This window comes from Ruegeria sp. CF5, assembly GCF_056537325.1.
On the sequence record NZ_JBQFRI010000004.1, the window covers coordinates 180,947 to 204,992 of the forward strand.

Consider the following 24,046-nt stretch of genomic DNA (forward strand, 5'->3'; position numbering starts at 1 on the left):
CTGGGCTAGGGGCCCGCGAACTCACAACCAAAAACAACCGCAGGACATTCGAGAACGGTTAGACGTTTCAAATTTGACTTTATTGGGGCCGCCTGATGGCTTCACTAAGGATGGATAACCCGGGAGCGCTATATTTAGGCTTTTGTACCCTCGTGATACTATATGTTGATTTCACTGTGCAAAAAAATGGGGGCTGTTGCCCCCAAATACCGTGCTTGGTCTACGATATCGAAACAATTAGGAGGCGATTCCCACAGATTCGATTCGATGCAAAATTACGTGAGTTTTGCTGGAACAATCAGGTTCCTGTTCTGGGTTGCGGATCGGCGACGGTGCTGCCGGCCCAAGCCAGGTTATCGCTTAGCTGAGCAAGAATATTTACGGCATCTTTCAGCGGTGCCTGGCCGCTTTCGAATTGCAGCAACAGAAGCAGATCGGTCGCCTTTTCGAACTCTGCCGGAATCCAGTCTGCATCAGGATCGATTTCCGTTCCGCTTTCAAGCCGCTCGGCAAAATCCTCGACGATATCCTGACAGCTTCGCAAAAATTCTGACGGTTCGATGTCGGTCGATTCGCGCAGATCATCATAGATGCTGGCGATAGCGGCAAGCCAATCTTCGAGGATCGGGTTTGTAAGCGGGGGCAGGGTCGCACCCAAGCTGTTCTGAACCTGTTCAACCGCATCCGGTTTCTCAGCCCCGTCAGAACCATTCAGTTTGGACACGGCTTCAAGATACGGCAGAAAATGTTCAATCAAATCCTGACGGGCAGCCTTCAGATCGCTCTGACGTCTGTCCGAAGCGGCCTGCAGAACCTGTTCCGCCAGGTTTTGCCCGCCACAGGATTCCCACAGGCTTATATCGGGCTCCGGTTCTTGCGACATCGCGCGGACCGCAACCGGCGTTCCGATCGGCACGATAGACCGGAACATTCCGGTTTTTTCCTTTTCCAACCGCTTAAGAACACGGTCCAGCGAATCTCGTACAGGTGGCAAATCGGAGTGGGTTACCGCCAGCAGGCTGTTGGCCCGCAATTCTTTGGGCACCTGCGCCCACAGGTGGCGCTCGGTCTCGCGCCAGGCATTCGTTCCGTTGGTGCACCAAATCGCGCAGTCAACGAACTTCAGCAGATCAAGAGTCTGTTTATACGTATCGTCCAATGCGCCGGAACCGGGCAGATCGAACAGGGAAATCTCGCGTAGGGCAGGGGTGTTCAGCCCGACCGAGATAAAGTCGGGTTTATCCGCCGCCGCCTTTTCCAACGCGACGCCTGAATATGTTTTTGGCTCTTTATCCCACCAGCCGACAGTCGTCTCCGGCTCATCCGCATAAGCCACGATAACCAGAGGCAGTTGCAGATGCTGCGGTCCTGTCGGCAGGATGTCTGCGCCTGCCAGCATATTTGCAAGGCTCGATTTTCCGGCCCCGAACTCTCCGGCAAAACCAATCGACACGGCGCTGGACAGTCTTTCGACATATTTTTGCGCGCGGGCGCGCCACTCTTCCAGCGCGGGGCTGGTAGGGTCTTTCTCCGAGACAGCAAGGAAACGCTCAAGCTGTCGCACCTCATGCTCGGTTCCGGGAAATTCGATCACTCCGCAGCCTCCGCTTGTCTTTCATCCGCGCGCTCAGAGCCGAATGCCGAGCCCAGTTCGTCGGCAATCCGCCGAGCTTTATCGAACGCGCTTTGTGCCTCGGTTCGGGCGCAGGTTTCCCCTGACCCGATCCGGTTTTCAAGATGTCCGGCCAACAGGGCCAGGTAATGGTCAAGCACCGTGTTCAACCGTTCCAGCAGGTCGGTGCGAACGGTATCCACCAAATCGTCACCGATCAATTCGAACTCCTGAACAATCATTCGTTCCGCGCGGGAAACAACGCTGCTACGCGAGATCAGACGCGAAAGCCAGTTCACGCGAAGCTCAACAGTTATTCCACGGGTCAATGCAGTTGTATCGGGCCGGAACCAACGAACCGCACTAGTGTTCATTCTGTTGTCCTGCGGATTTTCCCAACCCGGCAAGGCGCGGAGCGCCGCGTTGCATTGAATGTCGACGGTGAAAAGTTCGCTTAACAGCCGCTGCCGCACGACTTGAGTTGCGTCCTGAACCAATTCGCGCATTCTGTCGCGCAAATCGGTGAAGTTAAGCTCTGTCGCGCCGCCCTTGGCCAACAGCGGAGATTTTCCGTCCGGACCGCGCACGACATTGGACACGGCCTCGGAAACTGTGTCGTCCATAACACCACGAAGATTGGCAAACACATCGTCCATGTCGCGGGTAATCTCGGCGGTTTTCTCCGCCACAAGAACGCGGAGTGATGCCAGAGTCTTGTCGTTTTCTTCTTCGTCGGCGGGTGTTGTGTCGTCCTCATCGTCCAGAGCCCGCAGATGAATCTGGCTTCGCTCCAACTCAGCCTGCGCGAAACTGTTGAGGTGCTGCCATGCCATCTTCAATTGTTCACTGCGCGGGCCAGTTGACAAAGCATGAGTCACGTGTCGGCGCAGATCGGGTAGACCAGACGCAATCATCGCGGCAAACCTCAACACCGCTTCGCGGCTGATGGGGCCGGGGCCCTGTTTAATGTCCTCAACACCTTCCAGATACTGTTTCATCAGTTCCGGATGCGCCCGCAACCATGCAAGTACCTGATCATGATCGACGCCGGATTCGTCTCCGGTCAGGGCGTAATGCGCCCATTGGGCACTGCCCATCAGCACATCGATGTCTGAGTTTCCAAGGGCCTTTTCCAAACCGTCCTGAACATCGGTGCGCACCTTGAGCGCATCCTCGGCACCACCACCCAGCTCATCCACCCGGTTGATGAAGACGACGATCTGACCCAGCTCCAATGCCTGCATTAGTCGGAACAGTTTCAGATCCGCTCGGGACAAAGCCTGATGCGCGGACAGAACCACGACAAAGAAATCCGCCTCTCTCAGATATTGCCGCGAAATCTCCTCGCGGATCAGCAGTGGATCGTTGACACCGGGTGTATCGGTAACCGTCAAAGGAAAGGGAAAGTGGCCGACGTCGAAAAAGACCTCGGCCTTGCGGGTGATATCGCTGTAAAGCCCGCGATCCGAAGAGGGCTCTTCCACTTCGCCATCAAGCGGGTCGTCTCCGGCGCAGACATAGCGCGCCAGATCGTCGGAATTCAAAGCGTCCAGATCGTGATGTTGCCCCAGCAGTTCCTCGTAGCTGTCGCCAAGACGCATACGAGCGCGGGTTTTCATCGCCTCGACCTGCTCTTCGATCATCTCGCGCTTATAGCTGTCCTCGTCATCCGGGAACATGTTGCGCAACTCTTCGCCTTCGGCGATCAGCGCATGCCATTGGTGATTGTCGAAAAAGTGGAACTCGGCCCCGGTGGTTCGGCCCGAAGGGTGCCCGAAGTGCATATCCGTAATCACGGTGGTCCACGGGTTGACGTCGGACGGCAGGAATTCCGCCTGACCCGTAAACCCGTTGATCAGACGCGATTTACCCGCCTTGATTTGCCCGACAAATGCAATTCCGGGCTTGAGGTTCGAAAGATCGTCAATAATGCGCGAAATGAACTGACGGGTTTCGTCATTCGTCGTTTCGTTCATTTCTTCCGCGATCCGGACTAACTCCCGGCGACTGGTCTCACTCATAAGATTTACCCTATTAACTGGTATGTAAGGACTTTTCTTGAACAGAAAATTTTAACGATTGGGGAGGCGGCCATCACTCTGCCTCCCGAATGGACTTCCAAAGGTTTACCACCGCGCCCAATTTGCGCGCTTCGTGAATCGCGACTGCGGTCGAAGAACCGTCGCGTAATACGGCAATGCCGGCAGCCCTGCCGCCTGAGGGGCGCATCACGATCAATTGCGGATGGGGCATTACTGAGTTGCTATCGGTATCCCAACCGGACAAATCACTGACAAAGCGGGCCAGCACATCCTGTTCAGGATGCAACGGTGCGTTTTCAGCACACAGATCTGCAGTCTGAACCGAAGTCGCATCGCCTGTTTCAACCAGTATACGCCCAAGGGCAAAGCGTTCAGCGCCATCAAAAAAGTTGCGGGAACTCGAGGATGCTTCGGTATCCGGCTCTGGTGCCACCTCGGAAACTGGCTCACTTTCGGCCAAAGGTTCGAGTGCTTCCGCCACAACTTTTACATGCGGTTCTGAAGGCAGGTCGATCAACGCACAGGCGCTTTCAATCTCGCTGAGGGTTATGCCAACATCATCCGCCTCGGGCGTCGCGTCAGGACGGAGCGATACCACTTCCAACGGGGCAGGTGCACCGCTGATGGCTGATATGCCTTGCGCGAGTTTGTCGGCCACGCCGTTTCGCGGCTCGGTCTCAAAGTCGGGCGCATCTCCTGATGGCGTCAGGAACACATCCGTGACGCGCGAGCTGCTGACCTCAAGCGCCAGCTGATCCCCGTTGCTGGCGGTGAATTCCAATCGACGTGGCAGAATCGTGCCCCGGATTTTCTTCAAAACGCTCTGACGGCGCTCTTCCGCGGTCGAGCCCGGCAGGCGAACCGCAGGAGACAACCGGGCTGTTGCAGACCGCCCGATATCTTCGAGCATGTCGAGAATGTCTGTGTCCATCATAACTTCCCCCTCTGCTCCTGTCTAAACTGCTTCCGCCACCGGCCCGAGACTCATATGAGATTTCGTCAGGGCAAGGCCGACATTTGCACTGTCTTTGCAGATGTAACAGACGACATGATCCGGATATTTCTGTGTCCGCAAAAAGATGTGCAGCCTGTCATTCGAAAATACCGCGATTTCCCCGAAACCTGGCGTTTCCGCATCCTGCACGCCGGATTCGCGCAGCATCTGTTCAAATGCTCGAACGCCGCTTCCCTGAAACAGATTTGACGCTGCGACCGCCAAAGTTTCCAAGGCCTCGGCGCTTTCGGGATCATCCCCCCGAAGCCCCAGCAACATGCCGGTTTCCATGTCGATATACCCGGCTGCAAAACAGTCGGGTATGGTTGCCATTGCGGCAGTCAGTGCTGCGTCAAGTGACATCTAAGCGCCTGCTATTATTTACTAAATATCTACAATTGCAGCGGCCCTCGGGCCGCTGCGCGTCTTCGTTAGCATCGCAGGCTGGATGTTGGAAGAAAGTTCCATTCGGCCAGTGCCTAATAGATGTTCCGTTACAAAACATGCCATTCTGCCTTGCCTGCGTTGTTTGCCTTTGGGATCGGGCGCAATGTGTCCTTTGCCTGCCTGGCGCTATGCTCGACCGCTATTTTGTCGAATTCCTCGAGGAACGATTGGAATACTGCCCTGAGGTCCTGCGCGTCATCGGGCAACACCTCGCTTGAGGCCACTTCCCGCCACATGGCCGCAGCGCTCAGCGGTGAGCCCGCAGGCACGTCGAGAAGATGCTCCAACTCCCCTTCGTCACCTTCGGTTTCTGCGTCGTCAGCTTCACCCTCGGGGGTCGGCAGATTGTCCGACATGGCCAGAACAGATGCGCCGGGCAGGTCGCCTTCCTCCGACTCCAGTTCGAAATCCTCAATGGGATTTTCACTTTGCGCAGCCTCCTGACGGCTCAGCAACGCTGTGATCGACGAGACGGAAACTTCAATTTCCGACGCGACAGGATTCTTGTCGGGCTCAATGTCGCCGGTTTCGGAGTCCGGAGTTTGCTCCAACTGATCATTCAGCGAAGCAAGCAGGGCGTCTGTGTCGTCTCCTGCGGCGTGTTCTTCGGAAAGCTCCTCTGCGGTGTCTCTTTCCAGAGCCGAGGACTCTTCGCCTGCCTCTTCTTCATCGTCAAAATCGATCAGCCCGAACTCATCCTCCATATCCAGTGGCGATTCTGTGGGCCGACCGCCATCCTGGCTGGAAATATCCAACGGATTGCCGCCTGTATCCCGGAAGAATGCGCGCAGCTCTTCGTCGCTGGTTTCCGCTTCGGGGACAACGTCAACGGTGGTCTCAGTTGTCACTTCCGCCCGCATCCGCACAGCATCTTCGGCATCGATGCGAACCCGTTCCACCCGTTCCGCTTCTTCATCACCGCGCGGCGCCACCCGGGCCGGACGCACCGGAAAGTTGGTAACGGTACCGCTTTCACCGGACGAGGCCGTTGCAGACTTTCCTTCCTGCAGCGGGTTTTCAAGCTTGAGTGGCTGTACGGATGTTTCAGCGGATTGCTCCGATGCCGCGACGCTATCATCAGAAATGGGCGCCGATTTTTCGGCAGCGCGCATCGGCTGAATCGGGGTGGCGTCGGAAAGGCTCTTGTCGACCTGATACCGGGCCAGTTGATCCGCGCGAGCATCCATGATGCTCTCGGTAATTTCCAGAAAACTGTCGATCATTTTACCGCCGCCGCTGCGGGCCCACAATTCGGCGTCGCCCGTCTTGTCCCGCGCGGTAATTGCATCACGGGCGGAAAACAGAATTGAACGATTGAACAGATGGCCTGCCTCGCGATTGACACGGCGCAGAACCTTTTGCCTGTCTTTGGTATTCAACGCGTCAGCGCGGGTAACCAGCAACAACGAGTTATTGTGCAAACGTTCAGGCAGTGAAACCCAAGTCGCACGCTCGGTTTCGCGCCAGGCTTGGGTTGAATGGGTGCACCACAGCACTCCGTTTGCCTGACCGACAGCGCGCTGCCAAACATCCGACGAAATTTTTGGATCCGAGATACCCGGAGTGTCGATCAGATCGACGGCCTCCAGAATGTCAGCCTCAAGGTGAATGCGAATGAACTGCGCATCATTGACACCAACCTGATCCAGTTGATCCAGACTGATTTCTTCTGTGCTGCCATCAGGGCGCTTCACATAAGCAGGCTGATTGCCCCAACTGAACCAGACCGGCGGAAGTTGGGTTGCCGTCACCTGCGTCGGCAAAGCCCGCTTGCGCAGAAGAAAGTTCATCAGTGTCGATTTCCCGGCACTGAATTCCCCCATAAGCGCAAAGACAGGCTTGCGGCGGGACCACTGCTCGATACGTTCCCATTGCCGAGGAGAGACGAAGCGGATGCTACTATTTTTTACCATAACTCTTCTTATGCTGCTTCGTTGCTAAGGTCTTTGAGGATGTCTCCCAGGATTTCATCCCGGGATTTTTTGGGCTGCATTCCTGCCATCAATGCAGCGTTTTGTTCGGGATTCCGCTCGGCAGATTGCGAGATGCTCAGGAGCGTCTCCTTTTGTTCACGCATGAAATCCGTCAGCGTTGCGCGCACGTTCTCAAGGACCGCCGCCACCTGATTTTCTTCGATATCCTTCGTGATCGAGTTTGCCTCGGACGCGATCAGGCGGGTGTAGTCAGCGGCATAAGCTTCAAAACCTTTGCGTTTTTGCCACCATCGCCTCCACCATGTGCTTTGCAGATCAAGTGCGATGGTCCGTCCGATGCCCAAAGGCGGTGGAACTCGCGGAACAATGGGTGCTTCGATGTTGAACTCACCCAGATGATTGCCAAGCAGCTTGTGATACAACGCGCCGATATCCGCCGCAGCGGCGGTATACAGCGCCCCGGCTTCTTTGCGCATGTTACGGGCAAAGCTGAAATACGCGGCTTTTTGCAGAGTTCGTAGACCCGCCGGATCGTATTGCCACGTCCCTTGCTCACCATTGACTTCGAGATGCGAGATCAGTGAATCCGTGGCGCGTTTGACAAAGTTGGTTTCAGCCGAGGTCAGACGTTCCAGAACTCTGTCACGCAACGAGGATGTCAGATTAGCAACCTGTTTTTCGTAATCCGTGATGATATCCGAGATCGCCTCTTCGGGTGTGTTACCCGACAAATCCCGTGCGATTTCTCCTGTGTCGGAAAGATTCTTGGCCACCGCAGTCGCGCGAATCTGACTGGCAATATTGCGGGCGCGATGGCGGACGCGATCAATCAGACGTGCCCCCGCACCTTCGGCAATCCGTTCGTTCATGGCCAAAAGCAGATCTGGCAAGCCCGACAGTGCCCAGATTTTGTCCAGCGAGGCGGCCTGATCCCCGAAACCGGCCGCAAGATAGAAGGTATTCAGCGCCTTGCGCGAATCCTCAGTCAAAATATCCGGATTTCCGGTCAGGGCGGCTTCGGCCCACAATGCGCTACCGAACACGATGCTGGTGCTGGTGTCGATGTTGTTCTGCTTGAGCGTCTCTTGAATCCGATCACGGATTTCCGGAACTTGATTCACAGGATCGGACAGCTCATCGATGCGGTTCACGAACAGAACGATCTGACGATTTTCGAACTGCGCGATGATCCGCATCAGCGCCATGTCCATGGTTGTCAAAGCCTGACTTGCGGCCAGCACCACGACACAGACTTCGGATCCGCGCAAGCTGCGCAACGTGATCTGCTCACGAACCATGAATGTATCGTTGACGCCCGGAGTATCACAGAGTTTCAGCGATATCGGATACTGCGGAATGTCCATATACAGTTCCGCTGACTTCGTGACGTCGGCAAAACGCCCCGTTTTGGGATCGATGTCCGGATCGTCTTCATCACCCAGACAGACGTACCGCTCGATCAGTTCGTCGTCAAAGTAGTCGTATTGATGGCTTTGGCCGAGGATCAGATCAAAGTGTTTTCCAAGGCGTTCCTCGGACTTTGCTTTCATTTGGGCGATCTGACGGCGGATATCGTCCATTTCATCATCCGCGCCGGCCCGATTGGCCAATTCGCCCAAACGACCGCCGCCAACCATCAGGTTGTCCCACTCTTCCTGAGCGAAGAATGTGAATTTTGACTTTGTGTCACCGGGTGGCCGCGTGTTGATGTTGAGTGTGGTAACCACCGAGGTCCAGGGGTTGACGTCAGAAGGCAGCAAGCCGGGGTGTCCGGCCAGAATATTGATGACAGACGATTTGCCCGCCTTAACCTGCCCCACAAGTGTGACACTGGCCGTAAAGTTCTCCATTCGCGTCTTGAGTGTGGCCAGACGCGCCGAGGAGCGCGCATCTGCCACCTCTGTCAATTGGTCGATCTGCGCGGTCAGCGCCGACATGGACGATGTCATGGGCGCAAGCGCCTCGTTGCCGACAGACAGCAGGTGATCATTGCGCGCCATAATTTACCCTCCGGTGCCGGTAGCCACGTTCTGAGACGCGAACTGCGTTTCCAGGCGCCCGGCCGGAACGCTGGATGAGGTGTCGATTTTCGCGATCAGTTCCAGCGCGTTGCTGAGTATCGCAGCTTCGGTGCGCGGAGAGATCGACTCGTAGGCGCCGGAGTCTGCCAGCACCTCAATGGAATGAAACCTGTCACCGTTTTCCAGGCAAGCAACACGGCGTCCGGTCGGAAAACCTTCGGCTTTGTTGGCAGGCAACGGCATCCGTGTGTTTGCCAACAAATAATGTTCGCCTGAATGTGTTCTGAGCGAAACGCCGAACCCAGTGTTCGGGTAGCGTTTGTTCAGGGTTTTGAGCTCACCAATGAAGCTCTCGCGGGCAAGAAAGACGGACTCTTGCTCCGAAGCAGCAGTTTTGAGTTGTTCGGTCACGATGAGAACCTTTTTTCCGGAGTTGAGCAGAAACTGGTACGTCGCCAAAGTGGCAAAAAGACTCATTAACTCCTTGCTGAACAGCATTACCCTCAAGGCGGTGTTAATTTGACCTGAATAAGATTTTTTGGCGTTGGAATTGTGGCGGAACTGTGAATCGGCCTGCTTAAAATTGCCTCAACCTTGAGGAGAAATCGCGCTGACCGCCCTATACATCCTTACCGTTAAACCAAAAAACTCTCCCGCATGATGATAGGGGCCTTCTGGATTTCGGAGACAAACAAGAACGAATGAAACGCCATATTTTAAAGGCAATACACAACCCGAAGCGACCGATTGACCCTGCCCGACCCGGTAATCGTCGAACGGCCTGCAAGGCAGATCGCAATTTCGAGGATATGAAATGCACTCCGCGTCTTGCTGCACGGACTTCGCTGCAAAGTCCGTTAACTCAACGTAAGCGAGCAGGAAAGTTGTTGGTCAATGCCTCGTTCCCGCTTCGATTTCCCTGAAATTGGGCAGGCTCGTTTGAGCCGGAGAAGGCAGGACATCGCGGTGTAGGAAATCACCAATGCAGTGGGCCAATATTACTGACTGTTTGGTGGCACGACATTAAGCTGTCAACAGGCAAAACTACCTCAAGCCAGCAGAGTAGAGTGGAAAGCGCAATGAAAGTGCTGCATCGACCCGAAGGGGAAAAATCTGAGCGTCAAAAATATTCTGCACAGCGCCTAATTTCCTCTCGCGCTCCTACACAAGCTTTGCTATTCAGCGCGGCATTGCAATGCGGGTGTGGCGAAATTGGTAGACGCACCAGATTTAGGTTCTGGCGCCGCAAGGCGTGGGGGTTCAAGTCCCTCCACCCGCACCAAGCTTTCCTACGATGCCGATGGCGACTTGGGAATGACTGCCGAGACGCACACGATATTCCCTTAGTTCGTTCAAGCTCGCCCCGAAAGGAAACTTTGACCATAATAGGGAACAAAGCTATTCTGCCTGAAAGTCAGGAGATTATTCAAAATGGAACCCGTTCAGATTGAAGACGCAGGTCTTGCATCAGAAACAGCTGAGGCACCGGACGGTGAAGTTCTGGGTAAAATGATCCGCGATGCGCGTCGGGAAAAAGGCCTGACGCTGGAAGAGACAGCCAAGGCGGCGGCGATCGGGCGCTCTACTCTGTCAAAGATCGAAAACAATCAGACGCGTCCAAGTTTTGAAATCATCCGCCGACTGATGCAGACGCTGGAACTGGAGACCCCTCAGCTGTTTGTTCAATCGGCAAAAAGCGATATTTCAGGGCGCCGCGACTATACCCGCTCAGGTGAAGGTGAACATCAGGTCACACGGACCTATGATCACGAACTGCTGTGCAACGAACTGACCAGCAAGCGGATGCTGCCATATATCAGCACGATCAAATCACGAGATGTGACGGAATTTGACAGTTGGGTCCGTCACAAGGGCGAAGAGTTCATGTTTGTAATCAGCGGTGAACTTACGCTCTACACCGAGCATTATCGCCCGCTTCCGATGAAAGCGGGGGATTCGGTCTATTACGACAGCGGGATGGGCCACGGATGCGTTTCCACCAGCGAAGAAGACGCCCGTGTGCTGTGGGTGTCGCTGGCGGACTGAGGTCATCATAGCCTTCAAAGGTCAGGAATTCCCGACCGGAAGCTGTGTGATTCAGCCTTAAAACCTCACGTCAGGCTGTCTTGCGCCATCATGACAGCGGCGATTAGTCTCGGCTCTCAGGGAGGGGCCAGACTTGCCGTCGGTTCAAATCATCTTCGCACTGTTTTTCCTGGCTGCGCCGGCAGCGCTGGTTTTTCTGACCCTGCGCTCTTCATTTGCGGCAAAGCTGGGGCCAATTGTCCTGTGCTATGCAATCGGACTGCTATTGGGTCTGTTGGGGCTGATACCTGAAAGCGCTCAGGACATTCGCAACTCGGTGATGGAGGCAAGCCTGGGACTTGCACTACCACTGCTTCTGTTTGGGGTTGATGTAAGGGCATGGACGCGCGTAGCGGGCTCGGCCATGGTTTCCATGGCGCTGGCGGTCGTGTCAGTTACATGCGTCGCCGCTCTTTTGTTCTTCCTGTTCAGGTCTCAGGGTTTGACGGATGCCGAACAGCTATCGGGAATGGCCGTTGGCATGTACACGGGCGGCATCGCCAATATGGGTGCAATCAAGCTGGCGCTAGGCATTCCCGAGGCCCGCTATTTGTTGTTCGCGACAGTCGATACCGTTGTCGGTACGGTTTACCTGCTGCTTGTCCTGACCGTCATACCAACCATGTTAAGCCGGTTTTTCGCACCGTTCTCCGGCGGCGGGTCGGAACAAATACAACAATCGGATTCGGTATCCCCTCAATCCGGTAACTTGTTTGGCCAGGGTGTGATCGCATTGTTTGCGGCTGCTGTCTGTGTCGGAATCGCTGTCGCTCTTGCCCCTGTCCTGCCCTTTGGCAACCCCCAGATTCTGACCATCGTACTGCTGACGACGTTGGGCATTTGCGGATCATTCCTTCCGATTCTGCGCCTGAATCGCGCGGCGCCTCATATGGGAATGTACCTGATCTACGTGTTTTCATTCTGTGTGGCTGCATCCATGGATCTGACAGCATTGATGAACGTCAATCTGTCTGTCCTTATCTTTGTGCTTGCCGCGACTTTTGGCAGCTTCGGCCTGCACATGCTGCTGGCGAGGTTGGCGCGGATTGATCGGGATACGTTTCTAATCACTTCCGTGGCGGCCGTCATGTCACCGGCTTTTGTGCCGATGGTATCGCGAAGCCTAAAAAACCCTGCTGTTCTGATGTCGGGCATGGCCACCGGAATTCTGGGATTTGCGATCGGAAACTACCTAGGAATATCGCTTGCCCTGATGCTGGCGGGGAAAGGATAGGATATGAGCCACCTGAAACTTCCCGAACATGGGCGCCCCGAAGATGAGGTTCTGGAACATCTGCAAACCTTTGCCGAGGATGACCCGAACTATAAGGCGGGCCGAACGTGGAGCCTTGTCTATCATCTGAATGATGAACACGATGCTTTTACGGCAAAGGCATACAGCACCTTCTCATCTGCCAACGGACTGAACCCCGCTGCGTTTCAAAGCTTGAAGCGCATGGAGACAGAGATCATTTCGACCATGGCCGGGCTGTTGCATGGCGGGCCGGACACCTGCGGAGTTGTCACGGCAGGCGGTACTGAAAGCTGTCTGATGGCCGTCAAGGCTTATCGAGACATGGCGCGGAAGACGCGCAAGGTCACAAAGCCCAACATGATCATCCCGAAGACAGCGCATGTCGCCTGGTTCAAGGCTGCTGAATATTTCGGCGTCAAGGCGCGATTGTTGCCGATGGATGAAAACTGCGCCACCGATATCTCCAAACTCGGGCGCATGATCAATGCGGGTACGGTGATGATACTGGGCTCAGCCCCTGAATATCCCCATGGCACCATTGATCCGATTGCGGCCATGGGGCAGATCGCACAGTCCAAGGGCATCCCGCTGCACGTGGATGCCTGTGTGGGCGGGCTGATCCTGCCCTTCATGGAGAAAAACGGCGTTGATCTGCCCGACTGGGACTTCCGCGTGCCCGGTGTCACGTCGATATCGGCCGACCTGCACAAATACGGCTATGCGGCCAAGGGGGCATCAACGATCCTTTATCGCCATCTCGACTTGCTGAAAAACCAGATGTTTGTCCATCAGGACTGGCCGGGGGGCGTTTTCGCTTCACCTGCCCTGCTGGGTACGCGACCCGGTGGAGCTTACGCCGCAGCCTGGGCGGTGATGCAGAAATTTGGCGAAGATGGGTATCGAAAACTGGCACACGACACGACAGAAGCCGTGGAAAAACTGAAGGCCGGGATTGCTGGCATCGAAGGGCTAAAAATTCTCGGAAACCCGCAGGGACCGTTGCTGGCCTATGGCTCAACGGATCAAAGACTAAGTATCTACGCGGTGGCCGATCAGCTTGAGAACTTTGGCTGGAACGTAAACCGGGTACAGAATCCCGACGGCATTCACTGCATGGTCACCGCCAAACATCTGGAAGTAGTGGACGAATATCTGATCGACCTGGCCAATGCGGTTCAGGCGGTTCGCGCAGATCCATCGCTTGCAAAATCCGGCGGTGCCGCAACATATGGCATGATGGCCCATGTTCCGCTGCGCGGCATGGTCAAATCCAAAGTTCTGGACATATTTGCCGAGATGTACCGTGCCGGCGGTGGCAAACTTCAACTGGACGAGGGAAAACCACCCGGTCTGCTGGAACGTGGCATGGCGCGGTATGTCCAATGGAAGGCGCGCCGCAGCTGAACCTCAGCCATTGTCAAGGATGTCCCGATAGGCGCGCGCGGTGCGATTGCGATACTTGACGGTCAACTCAAGTGGCGCGTCATTTTCGTCGTAGACACCCACGACAACACCCCTGCCCCGGCTTTTGGTTCGCATCTCGATCAGTTGTTGCTCGGACCGGGTCGTGCGTTGTGACTGGCGGCGCGTCCATTCGAACAGGTGCTCATACATCTCTGCAATAACGTCAGAATGCGCATGGCTTTCGCCCAGATCGGTTAACTCATCGGGGTCGTTTTCCAGATCGAACAGGATAGGTCGATGCCCGCCTTCGCAATGGATCAGCTTCCATTTCTTATTGGCGACCATAAACATCACCGCATCCCGGACCGAGGCATCCAGCATGTCGGCCACCGGAGAGGCCGAATAGTCATATTCACAGATCACATAGTCGCGGGGAGTCGTATCTGCGTTTCCGTGCAGGATTGGCTGCAGGGAATGCCCTTCCAGAACGTGACTGGCAACCTCACCCTCCGCAGCGTCGACAAAGGTGGGGACAAGATCAATGGATTCGACAAGTGCATCGCAGACGGTGCCTCGGGTCGCGTCAGCCTCGGGCGATGGATCATAGATGATCAGAGGCACCTTGGTCGAGGCGTCGTGAAAGAACGTCTTTTCCCCCAACCAGTGATCGCCCAGAAAGTCGCCGTGATCCGAGGTAAGCACGATCATCGTGTCATCCATCCGGCCCGTTTTTTCCATCCAGTCAAACAAACGGCCCATCTGGTCATCGGCCTGCTTGATCAGGCCCATATAGGCAGGGATCACCGCCTCGCGCACGTCCTGCCGCGAAAACGCCTGACCAACCTTGGTGTCCATGAACGCCTTTAGAACCGGATGTGCCTGATCCCGCTCGGCTGCCGAACGGACGACTGGAAGCACATGTTCCGGGCCGTACATCGACGCATAAGGTTCTGGTACAATATAGGGCCAGTGGGGTTTGATATAGCTCAGGTGACAGCACCACGGCCCCTCGTGTTGCTCCATAAAGGCCATCCCGCGACTGGTCAGATAAGGTGTTTCACTATCCTCTTCCGCGATATTCGCGGGCTCGTGCGAGTTTTTCAGGAACCAACCCGATAGAACATTCCCATCCGCATCCAGACCAGAGTTGGCAAAGTCGTGCCAGGGATTGTCGCTCTCATACCCTTTGGCTTTCAGGTATTTGTTGTATTCCTTGGCGCCATCGGGGTCATAATACCCATCCGGACCTTCGGGCAGCATGCCATCATCGCGTTCAAACACGTCAAAGCCGCATTCCGCCACGCGGGCGCCGATCAGGCTGTCGGGTTCCAGCCCCAGCCTCTCCATACCTTCGGCATCGGCGCGCATATGGGTCTTTCCGACCAGCCAGCACCCCATCCCGGCCTTGCGCAGATGGTCCCCCATGGTCGTTTCGCCAACCTTCAGCGGAATTCCGTTCCATGACGCCCCATGGGAATGCACATACCGACCGGTATAGGTGGACATGCGCGAACTGCCGCAGATCGGTGACTGTATATACGCCCTGTTGAATCGAACCCCCCTGGCCGCCAAGCGATCGATATTTGGGGTATGAAGATGCGGATGGCCGTAGCAACTCAGGTAGTCCCAGCGAAGCTGGTCGAACATGATGAACAGGATATTCCTGGTTTTGGCCATAGTCCCGGACCCTTGCAAATTTCCTTCACATGCTAACTTATCGGGAAATTCCCGGGCAGCGAAGCCTCAATTTGCAGGGAGCGGATTCAACTTTCCATCTGCTGCATCATCTTCTTTGCTCGCGGACATTGCAGTTTGTCACGCAATGGGCTGTCAGGGTCGATATCCTTTTGGCAGACCACGCATTTATCGGCGCCCGAGATCGCATTCAGGCCGCCGCAGCTGCCCTTGATCGTCTTGCCCATCAGCATGACACCCAATGACATTCCAACCACAATGATCAGCAACAGTACAAATGCCAAAAGAAACGTGCTCATCCCGGTTCCTACCTGTCAGTTGGTTCCAAGCGCATCCTTGAACGCGCTGCTGTGTACGGTGATATAGGCATCTTCTCCGCCTGTCACATCCCGAGAGATGAAGAACACGGCAAGTTTATTCTCTTCCGCCACCTTCATCCCCTCTTCCTGACCCAGGGCGAGCATGGCCGTAGCCCAGGCATCGGCCATCATGGCACTGTCGGCCAGAACCGTGACAGAGGTTGTGCGATGCGTGATCGGCCTGCCAGTGGTCGGGTCGATGATATGCGAATAGCGAATGCCATCCTGTTCGAAGAAGTTCTTGTAATCGCCTGAGGTCGCCATGCCGATGTCATCAAGCGAAATGATGAGTTGCAGCGTTTGCGAGCCGGTTTCGGGCTTTTCAATTCCGATCCGCCAGTTTTCACCCTTGTCGTTCTCGCCGTGCGCTACCAGATCACCGCCAATTTCGACCAGATAATCTTCGATCCCTGCCGCCTGCAGCGTACCTGCAATGGCGTCAATTCCGTACCCTTTGGCGATGGCCGACAGGTTAATACCAACCCCGGCATCGGATTTCGCCAGCGTTCCGGCATCTTTGTCGAGCGATAGCAGCCTGCTTTGCCCCACTCGCTCCAACGCTGCGGCGATATCCGCATCTGCCGGTACCGGATCATCTGGTTCACGCGGCCCGAATCCCCACAGCTCGATCAGCGGTCCCAGGGTTACGTCGAATGTGCCACCGCTTTTGTCATGCACTTCATTGGCGGCATCCATTACCAGCGCGAATTCCTCAGACACCTTTACGGGAGTTGTCTGGGTGCTGGCGGAAAAGGTCGAAACTTCGGAATTCGGGTCCCAGTTCGACATTTTTGCATTAACCGAGGCAAGCGCATCCTCGACTGCCTGACCCAGCGCTTCAGCGTCCAAGTCCGTACCAATCGCAGTGATATTGTAGGTGGTTCCCATCGTCTCGCCCGACAGGCGAACGACCTCGGGCTCTTCGTCGAAAAGACAGCCGGAAACGAACAGGATCAGGGCCAGAACTGGCAGTTTGCGCATCAGGCGACCTCCGGGAATACTGTGTGCGGCGTATGCCAGCGCCTCTGCCCGGAGTCAAACCGACATCAATACTTCAAAGGCAGAAACGCCAGCGCCAAAAGGCCGATTGCAGCCGGCACTCCGAATATCCAGGCGCGTCTTTGCCAGCCAGGCGTCTGCTCTTTCCAAGTCAGCCGGAAACGGTGGCCGCAGACAACGACCACAAACACAATCAGCGCGCCGGTCAGAGGTGTCAGAAACAGGCCATCCAAGATACTGAGTTTCCTCGCATTGCGGGTTTAGTTGCCGGGGTGGCGCATTTGCACACTATACAGGCCAGTTACCTGCGTTAAGGTAGAAGGGAAAGCCATATCCGGTAAAGGAGGAGACCGCCCATGGCCCCAAGCTCTTACCAGTCACCCATGCGGGGCGACAAGGCCGAGACGACGACCTACAGCCAGTCGACCGACTCGAATTTGTCGCACACACAGACCACCGTGGCAAAACTGCTGGAAGGCAAGGGAGATGCGGTGTTTGCCGTCCGTCCGAACGACACCATTCACTCTGTCGTCGAGATCTTGAAGGAAAAGCATATTGGCGCCGTTGTCGTCACGGATCAAAACGGGGCGCTGCAGGGAATTTTGTCCGAACGTGACATCGTGCGGCGCATGGCGGACACACCGGGTCAGACCCTGCCACAGTCGGTCGAGGATCTGATGACGCGGGATGTGCACACCTGCGCGCCGGATGACCTGCTGATGGATATCCTCAAGCGTATGACAGAGGGGCGTTTCCGCCACATGCCCGTTGTGAAAGACGGCAACCTCAGCGGTGTCGTCACGATTGGCGATGTGGTGCAATTCCGGTTGAACGAGCTGGAATACGAGGCCCTGCGCATGAAGCAGATGATCGTCGGATAAGGCGGCGCTGACACCAATCGATCACGCCGCTCTGGTTCGCTAGTCTGTCGTTACGAAGCGAACATCGCCGTCGAAAATTTCGGCGGCGGTCAACCTGCCGGTTGCAAAGGCACCGGTATCAATGGAAATGATCCCGCCCCCGAAACTCGGATCGTCAACGATAGTGTGGCCGTGAATAACCCACCGCCCGTCCTGTCGTGGCCGCCGAAACCCGTCTCCGCGCCCCCAAAGACAAACCTGCCGCTCCTGCGCGGAAACTGGCCGGGTCGGATCAAGGGCCGCATGCACGGCGGTTACATTGCCGCTGCTCCATATCAGCGGACGCGCCCGTACCCACTCTAACAGAGTTTCTCCCATCGCATCGCGCAGCTGCCCGGCAACACGTCTTGCCTTCTCACCTGCCATTTCGTTCGGAGAGCACTTGACCCCGAAGGACGTCAGGGTCTCAAAGCCACCATTCCACATCCAAGGCTGAGCGTTCTGTTGGGGCTCATCCAGAAATCGTAGCAGCATGTCCTCATGATTTCCCATCAGGCAAAACACTGTGCGACTGCTTTTTTCGTCAAGATATTGAAGATGACGCAGAACCTGAGCGCCATAATCCCCTCGGTCGATATAATCACCGACAAAGACCAACGGATGAGAAGGTTCAAGACGCGTAAGCAATTGTTGCAGCAGATCCAACCGACCATGCACATCTCCGATGGCATAGAATGGCCGCTCGGGCGCAATTGAGGGAAACGGATGACGCCGCGTTCCCATAAGTGGCTTACCCACCACTCCCCTGAGCCATTTTGCAATCATGGCAACAGTTTTCTCCAAAACTGATGGCTTTGGCCAGAAGGATTGCAAGTCTTCCGTCATATGTATACACGCGGCCCATCGTCATGGCGCGTAATAAAAAGCGCTTTCTTTCTGACAGGTAAGACCGTGATGCCAGCCAAGCCCATGAAAAATCCGCTACCGCCGCCTGAAATGGAAGAGCTGATCCTCTATTATGACAAGTGCGAGCATTTTGATGACGGTCATGTAAATGCACAACTGGGCTGGAGCGGAATCTCTCGTACCACGTCAATTTCGCGATGGTGCAAGCTGGTCAAAGACAGACCGATCGCGCCGAATTCATATTTTGACGTCGACCATTACAAGAAACGCTACGGTGTCGAGAGTCATTTGACCCTGTACGATTTTCTGGAGCACGGCTGGCAAGTTGGATGCAATCCCAACGCCGAGATTTGCATCGCCGGTTTTTTGTCAGCGCGCCAATCCGATATCTTTTCCAAGAAGGTGGAGTTGAAAGATTTGCTGAACGACAGCCTTGTGTCCGATTTTCAAAGACAGTCCAGTTCTGCAATGGGCACCGGGACCGTGACGATCATTACGATCAATCTGAACAACCGTGCTGGCCTTGAACGAACCATTCAGTCGATCAGCACGCAGGCCATGACTGATTTTCAATGGATTTTTGTCGATGGCGGTTCCACCGACGGCTCATTGGAATTGGTCGAACAATCCAGTCGCAAGCCCGACATTTCCATAATCGGGCAGGACAAAGGCCTGTTCGATGCGATGAATCTGGGGGTCGCGCAAGCCTCGCAGGAATACGTGGTGTTTCTGAATTCGGGGGATACGTTTTTTGATGAAAATACACTAAGCCTTGTCAAACAATCCCTCGGGCTGCACGACGTCGTCTATGGTGATGCCCGGTATATGGACGAAACCCGACCCCATACCCATCGCACACAGATTTCACGTGGCATGACATTTTGCCACCAATCTGAATATGCCCGAACAGAATGGCTCCGTCGGTTTCCGTTTGATACAAGTCTGCAGATGGCTGATCTTGGATTGAATCAGGAACTTTATCTCAATGGCGCTATCTTCCATCGGCTTCCGGAAACTATCTCGGTGATCGAGCCAGGTGGCTTTTCAACCAGCAACGCGATGCGGCAGTTCCTGGAACGGATGTCGCTTGCCGCAGAACGTTTCCCACATCCGGCACTCCAAAACACGTTCCTAATGGAATTAGTCAGCCGTCCCGATTTGAACGTTTGACACACCGCAAATACAGGCGACGGCCAGCAGATGGAAAATCATATAGTGAGTAATCCAACAAAGCAGAGTGGCACGGACGTCGTGATCTTTGGTGTGGGTCGCTCGGGCACTACTGCATTGTTCCGGTTCATGGCCAAGGCATACGAGCGTTTTGATGCTGAGCCAGGGCTTTTCTTTGAACCCTTTCTTCGAAACTCAATCAGCGACTGTAACGAAGATACGGTCCAAAGAACCACAGAGCTTTCACCCTCTGGTATTTACGCGCACACGCGCGCGCCCATGTTTACCCGGGCACATGACGACCCGGCGTTGAACAATTTCGTGGCAGATCTTGATATAGGGACTTCTCCGTCACTTATAAAATTTGATAGGGCCTGCGGGCGGATCGAGTATTTCTTGAATGTTTGGCCGAATGCTAAATTTGTCTTTGTTTTCAGAAATCCCTGTTCTGTCATCGATTCCGTACTGCCCGCGTTCGATTTATTTGGTGGTGAATTTCATCCGTCTGACGTTCACCGCTTTGCAAAAGAAACCGGAATGGACACGGCTAAATTTTTTGACCTGTCCTATTCCCAAAAGCAGCTAGTGTACTGGCGCACCATGAATGAGGCTGCGCTTGCAGCGTGTCAGGCACATCCTGATCGCATCCTGCCAATCTCGCATGAGGCGCTGATTACCGAACCGGCACCAACCCTTCGTAAAATAATGGAATTTTGTTGTGAACAGGGGCAGGCAAGCGACGAATTGGTTCGATCGTTTGTTGGTGACGAAGAAATTCACCCACTGAGCTACAACTTCAAAAATCTCGCCATTCCAGACTATCGAGCCTTTAACCGTGAACTCGATTGGTACTTTTCTACGCTTCTTCCTGCATGTCAGTCAGGGATTAATGTCAAGGATCTGGTGCCGCGAAATTCGTTTGATAAAGGATGGCTAAAGGGGCTGACCGAACAAAAGACGTTTGATCAGGTAGATCCCGAAGTGACATCAACGGTTTTGCGAAAGCTGCTGGCTGAAAAAACCGCTCTCCTACAATCCAATCCCTGGGCAGAACCTGATAGCGTCGCGTGTCTGAAAGTCGACGGTTCGCTTGTTCAGAGATTGACCACAGCAGCAAAAGTTTCTCTGGGATTGCCGCTCAGTCCTAAGAAGATCAGGCTTCTGCGGCCGATCAATCCGGAAACCCAACTGAAGCTGCCGGAAAAGCTGACTTGGAAGACCGCCAACCCTTTCCGCCGTTTAGGCCTGTTCATAAAATGCGTAACTGGCGCAATGTTCCTGCCTGAGGCATATTTCGAAGCTGAGATTTTGCCGGATACGGAAAAACAGCTTTGGCTCAAACGGAACGGACCACTGTTGCACCGCCTGCTGTTTTCATTCGGGTTCATGATGAAATCCCGGGTGCGGGTCCGGAAATTCGATATTTTCAGTTAATAAATGACGATTCCGGTTGTCAGATTCCTCTGATTTCGCCAGCGATTGTTTCTGGTCGCCATACAGTCGACATACCGCCGGATTGACGCCGTCTTGGATTAAATTTATCAAAGGCCAATTTCTACTTGTTGCTAACGATCCACATTTCGCTGAATAATAGTCAAATAACTCTGGCCTGATGCCGCCCAATTAGCGAAAATAAGGCTAACTACTTAAAAATACTAAACTAAATTTTAACTACGTAAGCCGGAACTTCAATCGGCAACAAATCCAGACAAGAGGGCGGTCAATGTCAGACCAACTCAAACAGCAGTTTATGCTGAGACCACTGGAAAAAGGCGATCTGGCCGACACGGCGGGATGGTTTCGCGATGTAAACGATCTGGCAACATTTGACCGGTCCTGGCGCGCACCACTCAGTCTGGATGCGGCAGAGAAAATCTGGCGGGCATCGATAGAAGAACCGGCAAATACAGGAAGTTACTGGTTCGTGGTTGAAAACCACGATGAAAAAGTTGTTGCCATGGTTGGTTTGGACAGTTTGAACCTGGTGAACCGCGATGCGGTCGTGGCCTTGTTCGTAGACCACGAGTCCAGACGCAACGGAGTTGGCATTCGCGCTGTGGCTCTGATACTGGACCTCGCCTTCAAACAATTTGGGTTAAATCGAATTACGTCCTATTATCGCGAGGATAACCGCCGAAGCGCCGACCTTATGGCCCGATTGGGTGTCGAGGTCGAGGGTCGCATGCGGCAGGCGTGGTATGCCGAAGGCCGGTTTTTCGATATGATCGTGGTCGGCATGCTGCGCGACGAATGGGCAAAGCAGCGTAAAGTGCTGGCCCGGGAACTGAGTGACAATACCATTGTCGCACTGGGGTGCCACGCGGCAAGCGGTTGGAAGTGGCCACCACAAAAGGGAACGGAAATCTAAAGACTTTTCAAAAGGCCATCCGGAATCGCAATCAAAATTCGAGCACGATCTGGTGGATATGGCAACTGTAGCGGAATTAGTGTTACGAGGCGTTAATGTGAGTAGTACCGACAAATCTTACAGGCGAAGGCTTGGTGCCGTCCTGTTTGCAGACGTGGTCGGGTTTTCGCGCCTTATGGGCGAAGACGAAATCGACACGTATAACTCGCTCAAAACTGTTCTGGCCGAGCTGGATGCGGCATGCGCGCAATACGGTGGAAATATCGTCGAGGTTCGCGGGGACGGTGTATTGGCCGTTTTTGATACTGCGACCGACGCCGTCCGGTACGGTGTGAAACTGCATCAGATAGCCGAGGCCAGCAATCCAACCCAGCCGGAAGAAAGACGTATACGCTTTCGTGTTGGCGTGCACATGGGCGAACTGCTTGAAGATGACCGCGGAATTCACGGCGCAAACGTTAACATCGCCGCCCGTCTGCAGAGCATAGCCGAACCTGGTCGTGTCAACATAAGTGCAACGGTATATGAGCAAATCCGCAACCACCTGCGCTATGGCTATGAATTTCTTGGACCCCAGCAGCTGAAGAACATTCTGGACCCGGTTCCAACCTATTGCGTTCGCAGCGAGGCCGAAGGCGCCACGATGGCGTCAACCTTGCGACCGGACACAAGCTTGATTGAGAGGGAACGACCGGACATTCCATCCGTTGCCGTACTGCCCTTCAGCAATCTGGGTGGTGATCCGTCCGACGACTGGTTCGCGGAAGGATTGACCGACGACGTCATCCTCAATCTTTCCAAGTTCAAGAACCTGTTCATCATTGCCCGGAATTCCGCTTATTTCTTCAAGGCTCAATCCATGTCGCCCCGTCAGGCCGCCCGTGAGCTTGGTGTGCGCTATGTCGCACGGGGTAGCGTTCGGCGGAGCAAGTCCAGAGTTAGAATTTCTGTTGAGCTGATTGATGCGGATTCCGAGAGAACACTGTGGGGTGAAAGATACGATCGGGAAATTGACGATATTTTTGATATTCTGGACGAAGTGACAGAATCCATTGTGGCTGCCGCGGCCGTGCTGATCGAAGCTCAGGAACGGCAGCGTATGATCCAAGCAATACCGTCTGATCTGGCCGCCTATGGTTTTGTCCTGCGCGGACAGCAACATATCTATAAGTATACCCGGCAGGACAATCACGAAGCGCACGAACTCTATGCACGCGCGTTGGAGCGTGACGGATCATATGCCCGCGCCTCTGCTGCCCTGTCCCGCACGATGAATATAGATTGGCGTTATTCCTGGGCAACCGATCAGGATCAGGCATTGGATACAGCGCTGGCTCTGGCGCAGCGATCCATTGAACTGGATCCAACGGATGCCCGAGGATTTGGCGAGCTGGGTTTCGTACATCTTTACCGCAAGGAACACGACGCCGCGATCGGCGCATATCGCCGTGCCTTGATGCTCAATCCAAATGACGCAGATCTTCTGTCCGATTTTGCCGATACTCTGGCCCATTCAGGCGACAACGAAGCGGCAATTGAGTATTTGAAAAGGGCGATGCGGTTGAATCCATACTTTCCGGATCAGTATCTCTGGCACATCGCCGGTGCCTATTTCAATCTGGGCGAATATGACGATACCATCCGATGGATTAACAAAATGAACAACCCTGCCGAGGGGCAAAGACTCCTTGCGGCGAGCTTTGTGAAATTGGGCAAGCTCGACGTTGCCCGCGAAATAGCCGACAGGCACCGCAAAGTGCATCCGAATTTCTCATTGCAACGCTGGGGCCGTGTTCAACCGGACCGACGCCCCGAGGATACGCAACATTTTGTGGAAAGCCTGAAAATAGCCGGGTTCTAAAGCAAAGGGGCCTTCCGATACGGAAGACCCCGAA

20 protein-coding genes and 1 tRNA gene are annotated in these 24,046 nt (G+C 54.7%); 9 read left to right on the forward strand and 12 right to left on the reverse strand.

Annotated features, from left to right (window positions below):
• Positions 1–298 precede the first annotated feature (298 nt).
• From ACR0NW_RS12160 to ACR0NW_RS12190, 7 genes are all read right to left on the reverse strand, one after another.
• Positions 299–1,594 (reverse strand): dynamin family protein, encoded by a 1,296-nt coding sequence (locus ACR0NW_RS12160; protein WP_480450361.1) that lies wholly within the window; start codon positions 1,592–1,594, stop codon positions 299–301.
• Positions 1,591–3,633: a dynamin family protein gene (locus ACR0NW_RS12165; RefSeq protein WP_480450359.1), complete on the reverse strand. Its 2,043-nt coding sequence runs from the start codon at positions 3,631–3,633 to the stop codon at positions 1,591–1,593. The genes ACR0NW_RS12160 and ACR0NW_RS12165 overlap by 4 nt, the downstream gene beginning before the upstream one ends.
• Before the next feature lie 73 nt (positions 3,634–3,706).
• A complete protein-coding gene (locus tag ACR0NW_RS12170) occupies positions 3,707–4,588 on the reverse strand; it encodes a hypothetical protein (RefSeq protein WP_170652893.1) in 882 nt (293 codons plus the stop codon).
• Positions 4,589–4,609: 21 nt separating this feature from the next.
• Positions 4,610–5,011 (reverse strand): hypothetical protein, encoded by a 402-nt coding sequence (locus ACR0NW_RS12175; protein WP_480450357.1) that lies wholly within the window; start codon positions 5,009–5,011, stop codon positions 4,610–4,612.
• A gap of 131 nt (positions 5,012–5,142) precedes the next feature.
• Positions 5,143–7,008, reverse strand: a complete 1,866-nt coding sequence (locus ACR0NW_RS12180) for a dynamin family protein (RefSeq protein WP_480450355.1) — start codon at positions 7,006–7,008, stop codon at positions 5,143–5,145.
• 8 nt (positions 7,009–7,016) lie between these two features.
• On the reverse strand, positions 7,017–9,029 hold the full coding sequence (locus ACR0NW_RS12185; protein WP_480450353.1) for a dynamin family protein: 2,013 nt from the start codon (positions 9,027–9,029) through the stop codon (positions 7,017–7,019).
• A gap of 3 nt (positions 9,030–9,032) precedes the next feature.
• Positions 9,033–9,548, reverse strand: coding sequence for a hypothetical protein (locus ACR0NW_RS12190; protein ID WP_480450352.1), 516 nt, complete (start codon positions 9,546–9,548; stop codon positions 9,033–9,035).
• Positions 9,549–10,247: 699 nt separating this feature from the next.
• On the opposite strand from ACR0NW_RS12190, the gene ACR0NW_RS12195 reads away from it, so the two are divergent.
• The 4 genes from ACR0NW_RS12195 (at position 10,248) to ACR0NW_RS12210 (ending at position 13,794) form a co-directional block, all read left to right on the forward strand.
• Positions 10,248–10,332, forward strand: a tRNA-Leu gene (locus tag ACR0NW_RS12195).
• A 149-nt stretch (positions 10,333–10,481) separates the two neighbouring features.
• A complete protein-coding gene (locus ACR0NW_RS12200; RefSeq protein ID WP_170652901.1) occupies positions 10,482–11,096 on the forward strand; it encodes a cupin domain-containing protein in 615 nt (204 codons plus the stop codon).
• A gap of 133 nt (positions 11,097–11,229) precedes the next feature.
• Positions 11,230–12,369: a DUF819 family protein gene (locus tag ACR0NW_RS12205; protein ID WP_480450350.1), complete on the forward strand. Its 1,140-nt coding sequence runs from the start codon at positions 11,230–11,232 to the stop codon at positions 12,367–12,369.
• Positions 12,370–12,372: 3 nt separating this feature from the next.
• A complete protein-coding gene (locus ACR0NW_RS12210) occupies positions 12,373–13,794 on the forward strand; it encodes a pyridoxal phosphate-dependent decarboxylase family protein (RefSeq protein WP_480450348.1) in 1,422 nt (473 codons plus the stop codon).
• A 3-nt stretch (positions 13,795–13,797) separates the two neighbouring features.
• Here ACR0NW_RS12210 and ACR0NW_RS12215 read toward each other — a convergent pair whose 3' ends face one another.
• The 4 genes from ACR0NW_RS12215 to ACR0NW_RS12230 all read right to left on the reverse strand — a co-directional run bounded on the left by ACR0NW_RS12215 (position 13,798) and on the right by ACR0NW_RS12230 (position 17,080).
• Positions 13,798–15,471, reverse strand: a complete 1,674-nt coding sequence (locus tag ACR0NW_RS12215; RefSeq protein ID WP_480450346.1) for a sulfatase-like hydrolase/transferase — start codon at positions 15,469–15,471, stop codon at positions 13,798–13,800.
• Positions 15,472–15,557: 86 nt separating this feature from the next.
• Complete coding sequence (gene nqrM, locus ACR0NW_RS12220; RefSeq protein WP_480450345.1) at positions 15,558–15,788, reverse strand: (Na+)-NQR maturation NqrM; 231 nt, start codon at positions 15,786–15,788, stop codon at positions 15,558–15,560.
• Between the two features lie 15 nt (positions 15,789–15,803).
• Positions 15,804–16,829 carry an FAD:protein FMN transferase gene (locus ACR0NW_RS12225; protein WP_480450344.1) on the reverse strand — a complete coding sequence of 342 codons (1,026 nt, stop codon included), beginning with the start codon at positions 16,827–16,829 and terminating at the stop codon, positions 15,804–15,806.
• Between the two features lie 65 nt (positions 16,830–16,894).
• Positions 16,895–17,080: a hypothetical protein gene (locus ACR0NW_RS12230; RefSeq protein ID WP_170652914.1), complete on the reverse strand. Its 186-nt coding sequence runs from the start codon at positions 17,078–17,080 to the stop codon at positions 16,895–16,897.
• A 123-nt stretch (positions 17,081–17,203) separates the two neighbouring features.
• Between ACR0NW_RS12230 and ACR0NW_RS12235 the strand changes: the two genes are divergently transcribed.
• Complete coding sequence (locus ACR0NW_RS12235; protein WP_170652916.1) at positions 17,204–17,728, forward strand: CBS domain-containing protein; 525 nt, start codon at positions 17,204–17,206, stop codon at positions 17,726–17,728.
• 39 nt (positions 17,729–17,767) lie between these two features.
• Here ACR0NW_RS12235 and ACR0NW_RS12240 read toward each other — a convergent pair whose 3' ends face one another.
• The gene (locus ACR0NW_RS12240; RefSeq protein ID WP_480450342.1) at positions 17,768–18,532 is read right to left on the reverse strand and encodes a metallophosphoesterase; all 765 of its coding nucleotides are present in this window, start codon (positions 18,530–18,532) and stop codon (positions 17,768–17,770) included.
• A 129-nt stretch (positions 18,533–18,661) separates the two neighbouring features.
• On the opposite strand from ACR0NW_RS12240, the gene ACR0NW_RS12245 reads away from it, so the two are divergent.
• From ACR0NW_RS12245 to ACR0NW_RS12260, 4 genes are all read left to right on the forward strand, one after another.
• Positions 18,662–19,783 carry a glycosyltransferase gene (locus ACR0NW_RS12245; protein WP_480450340.1) on the forward strand — a complete coding sequence of 374 codons (1,122 nt, stop codon included), beginning with the start codon at positions 18,662–18,664 and terminating at the stop codon, positions 19,781–19,783.
• Positions 19,784–19,813: 30 nt separating this feature from the next.
• Positions 19,814–21,217, forward strand: a complete 1,404-nt coding sequence (locus ACR0NW_RS12250) for a sulfotransferase family protein (RefSeq protein WP_480450338.1) — start codon at positions 19,814–19,816, stop codon at positions 21,215–21,217.
• A 289-nt stretch (positions 21,218–21,506) separates the two neighbouring features.
• A complete protein-coding gene (locus tag ACR0NW_RS12255; protein WP_480450337.1) occupies positions 21,507–22,151 on the forward strand; it encodes a GNAT family N-acetyltransferase in 645 nt (214 codons plus the stop codon).
• 97 nt (positions 22,152–22,248) lie between these two features.
• Positions 22,249–24,012, forward strand: coding sequence for an adenylate/guanylate cyclase domain-containing protein (locus ACR0NW_RS12260; protein WP_480450335.1), 1,764 nt, complete (start codon positions 22,249–22,251; stop codon positions 24,010–24,012).
• Positions 24,013–24,046 lie beyond the last annotated feature (34 nt).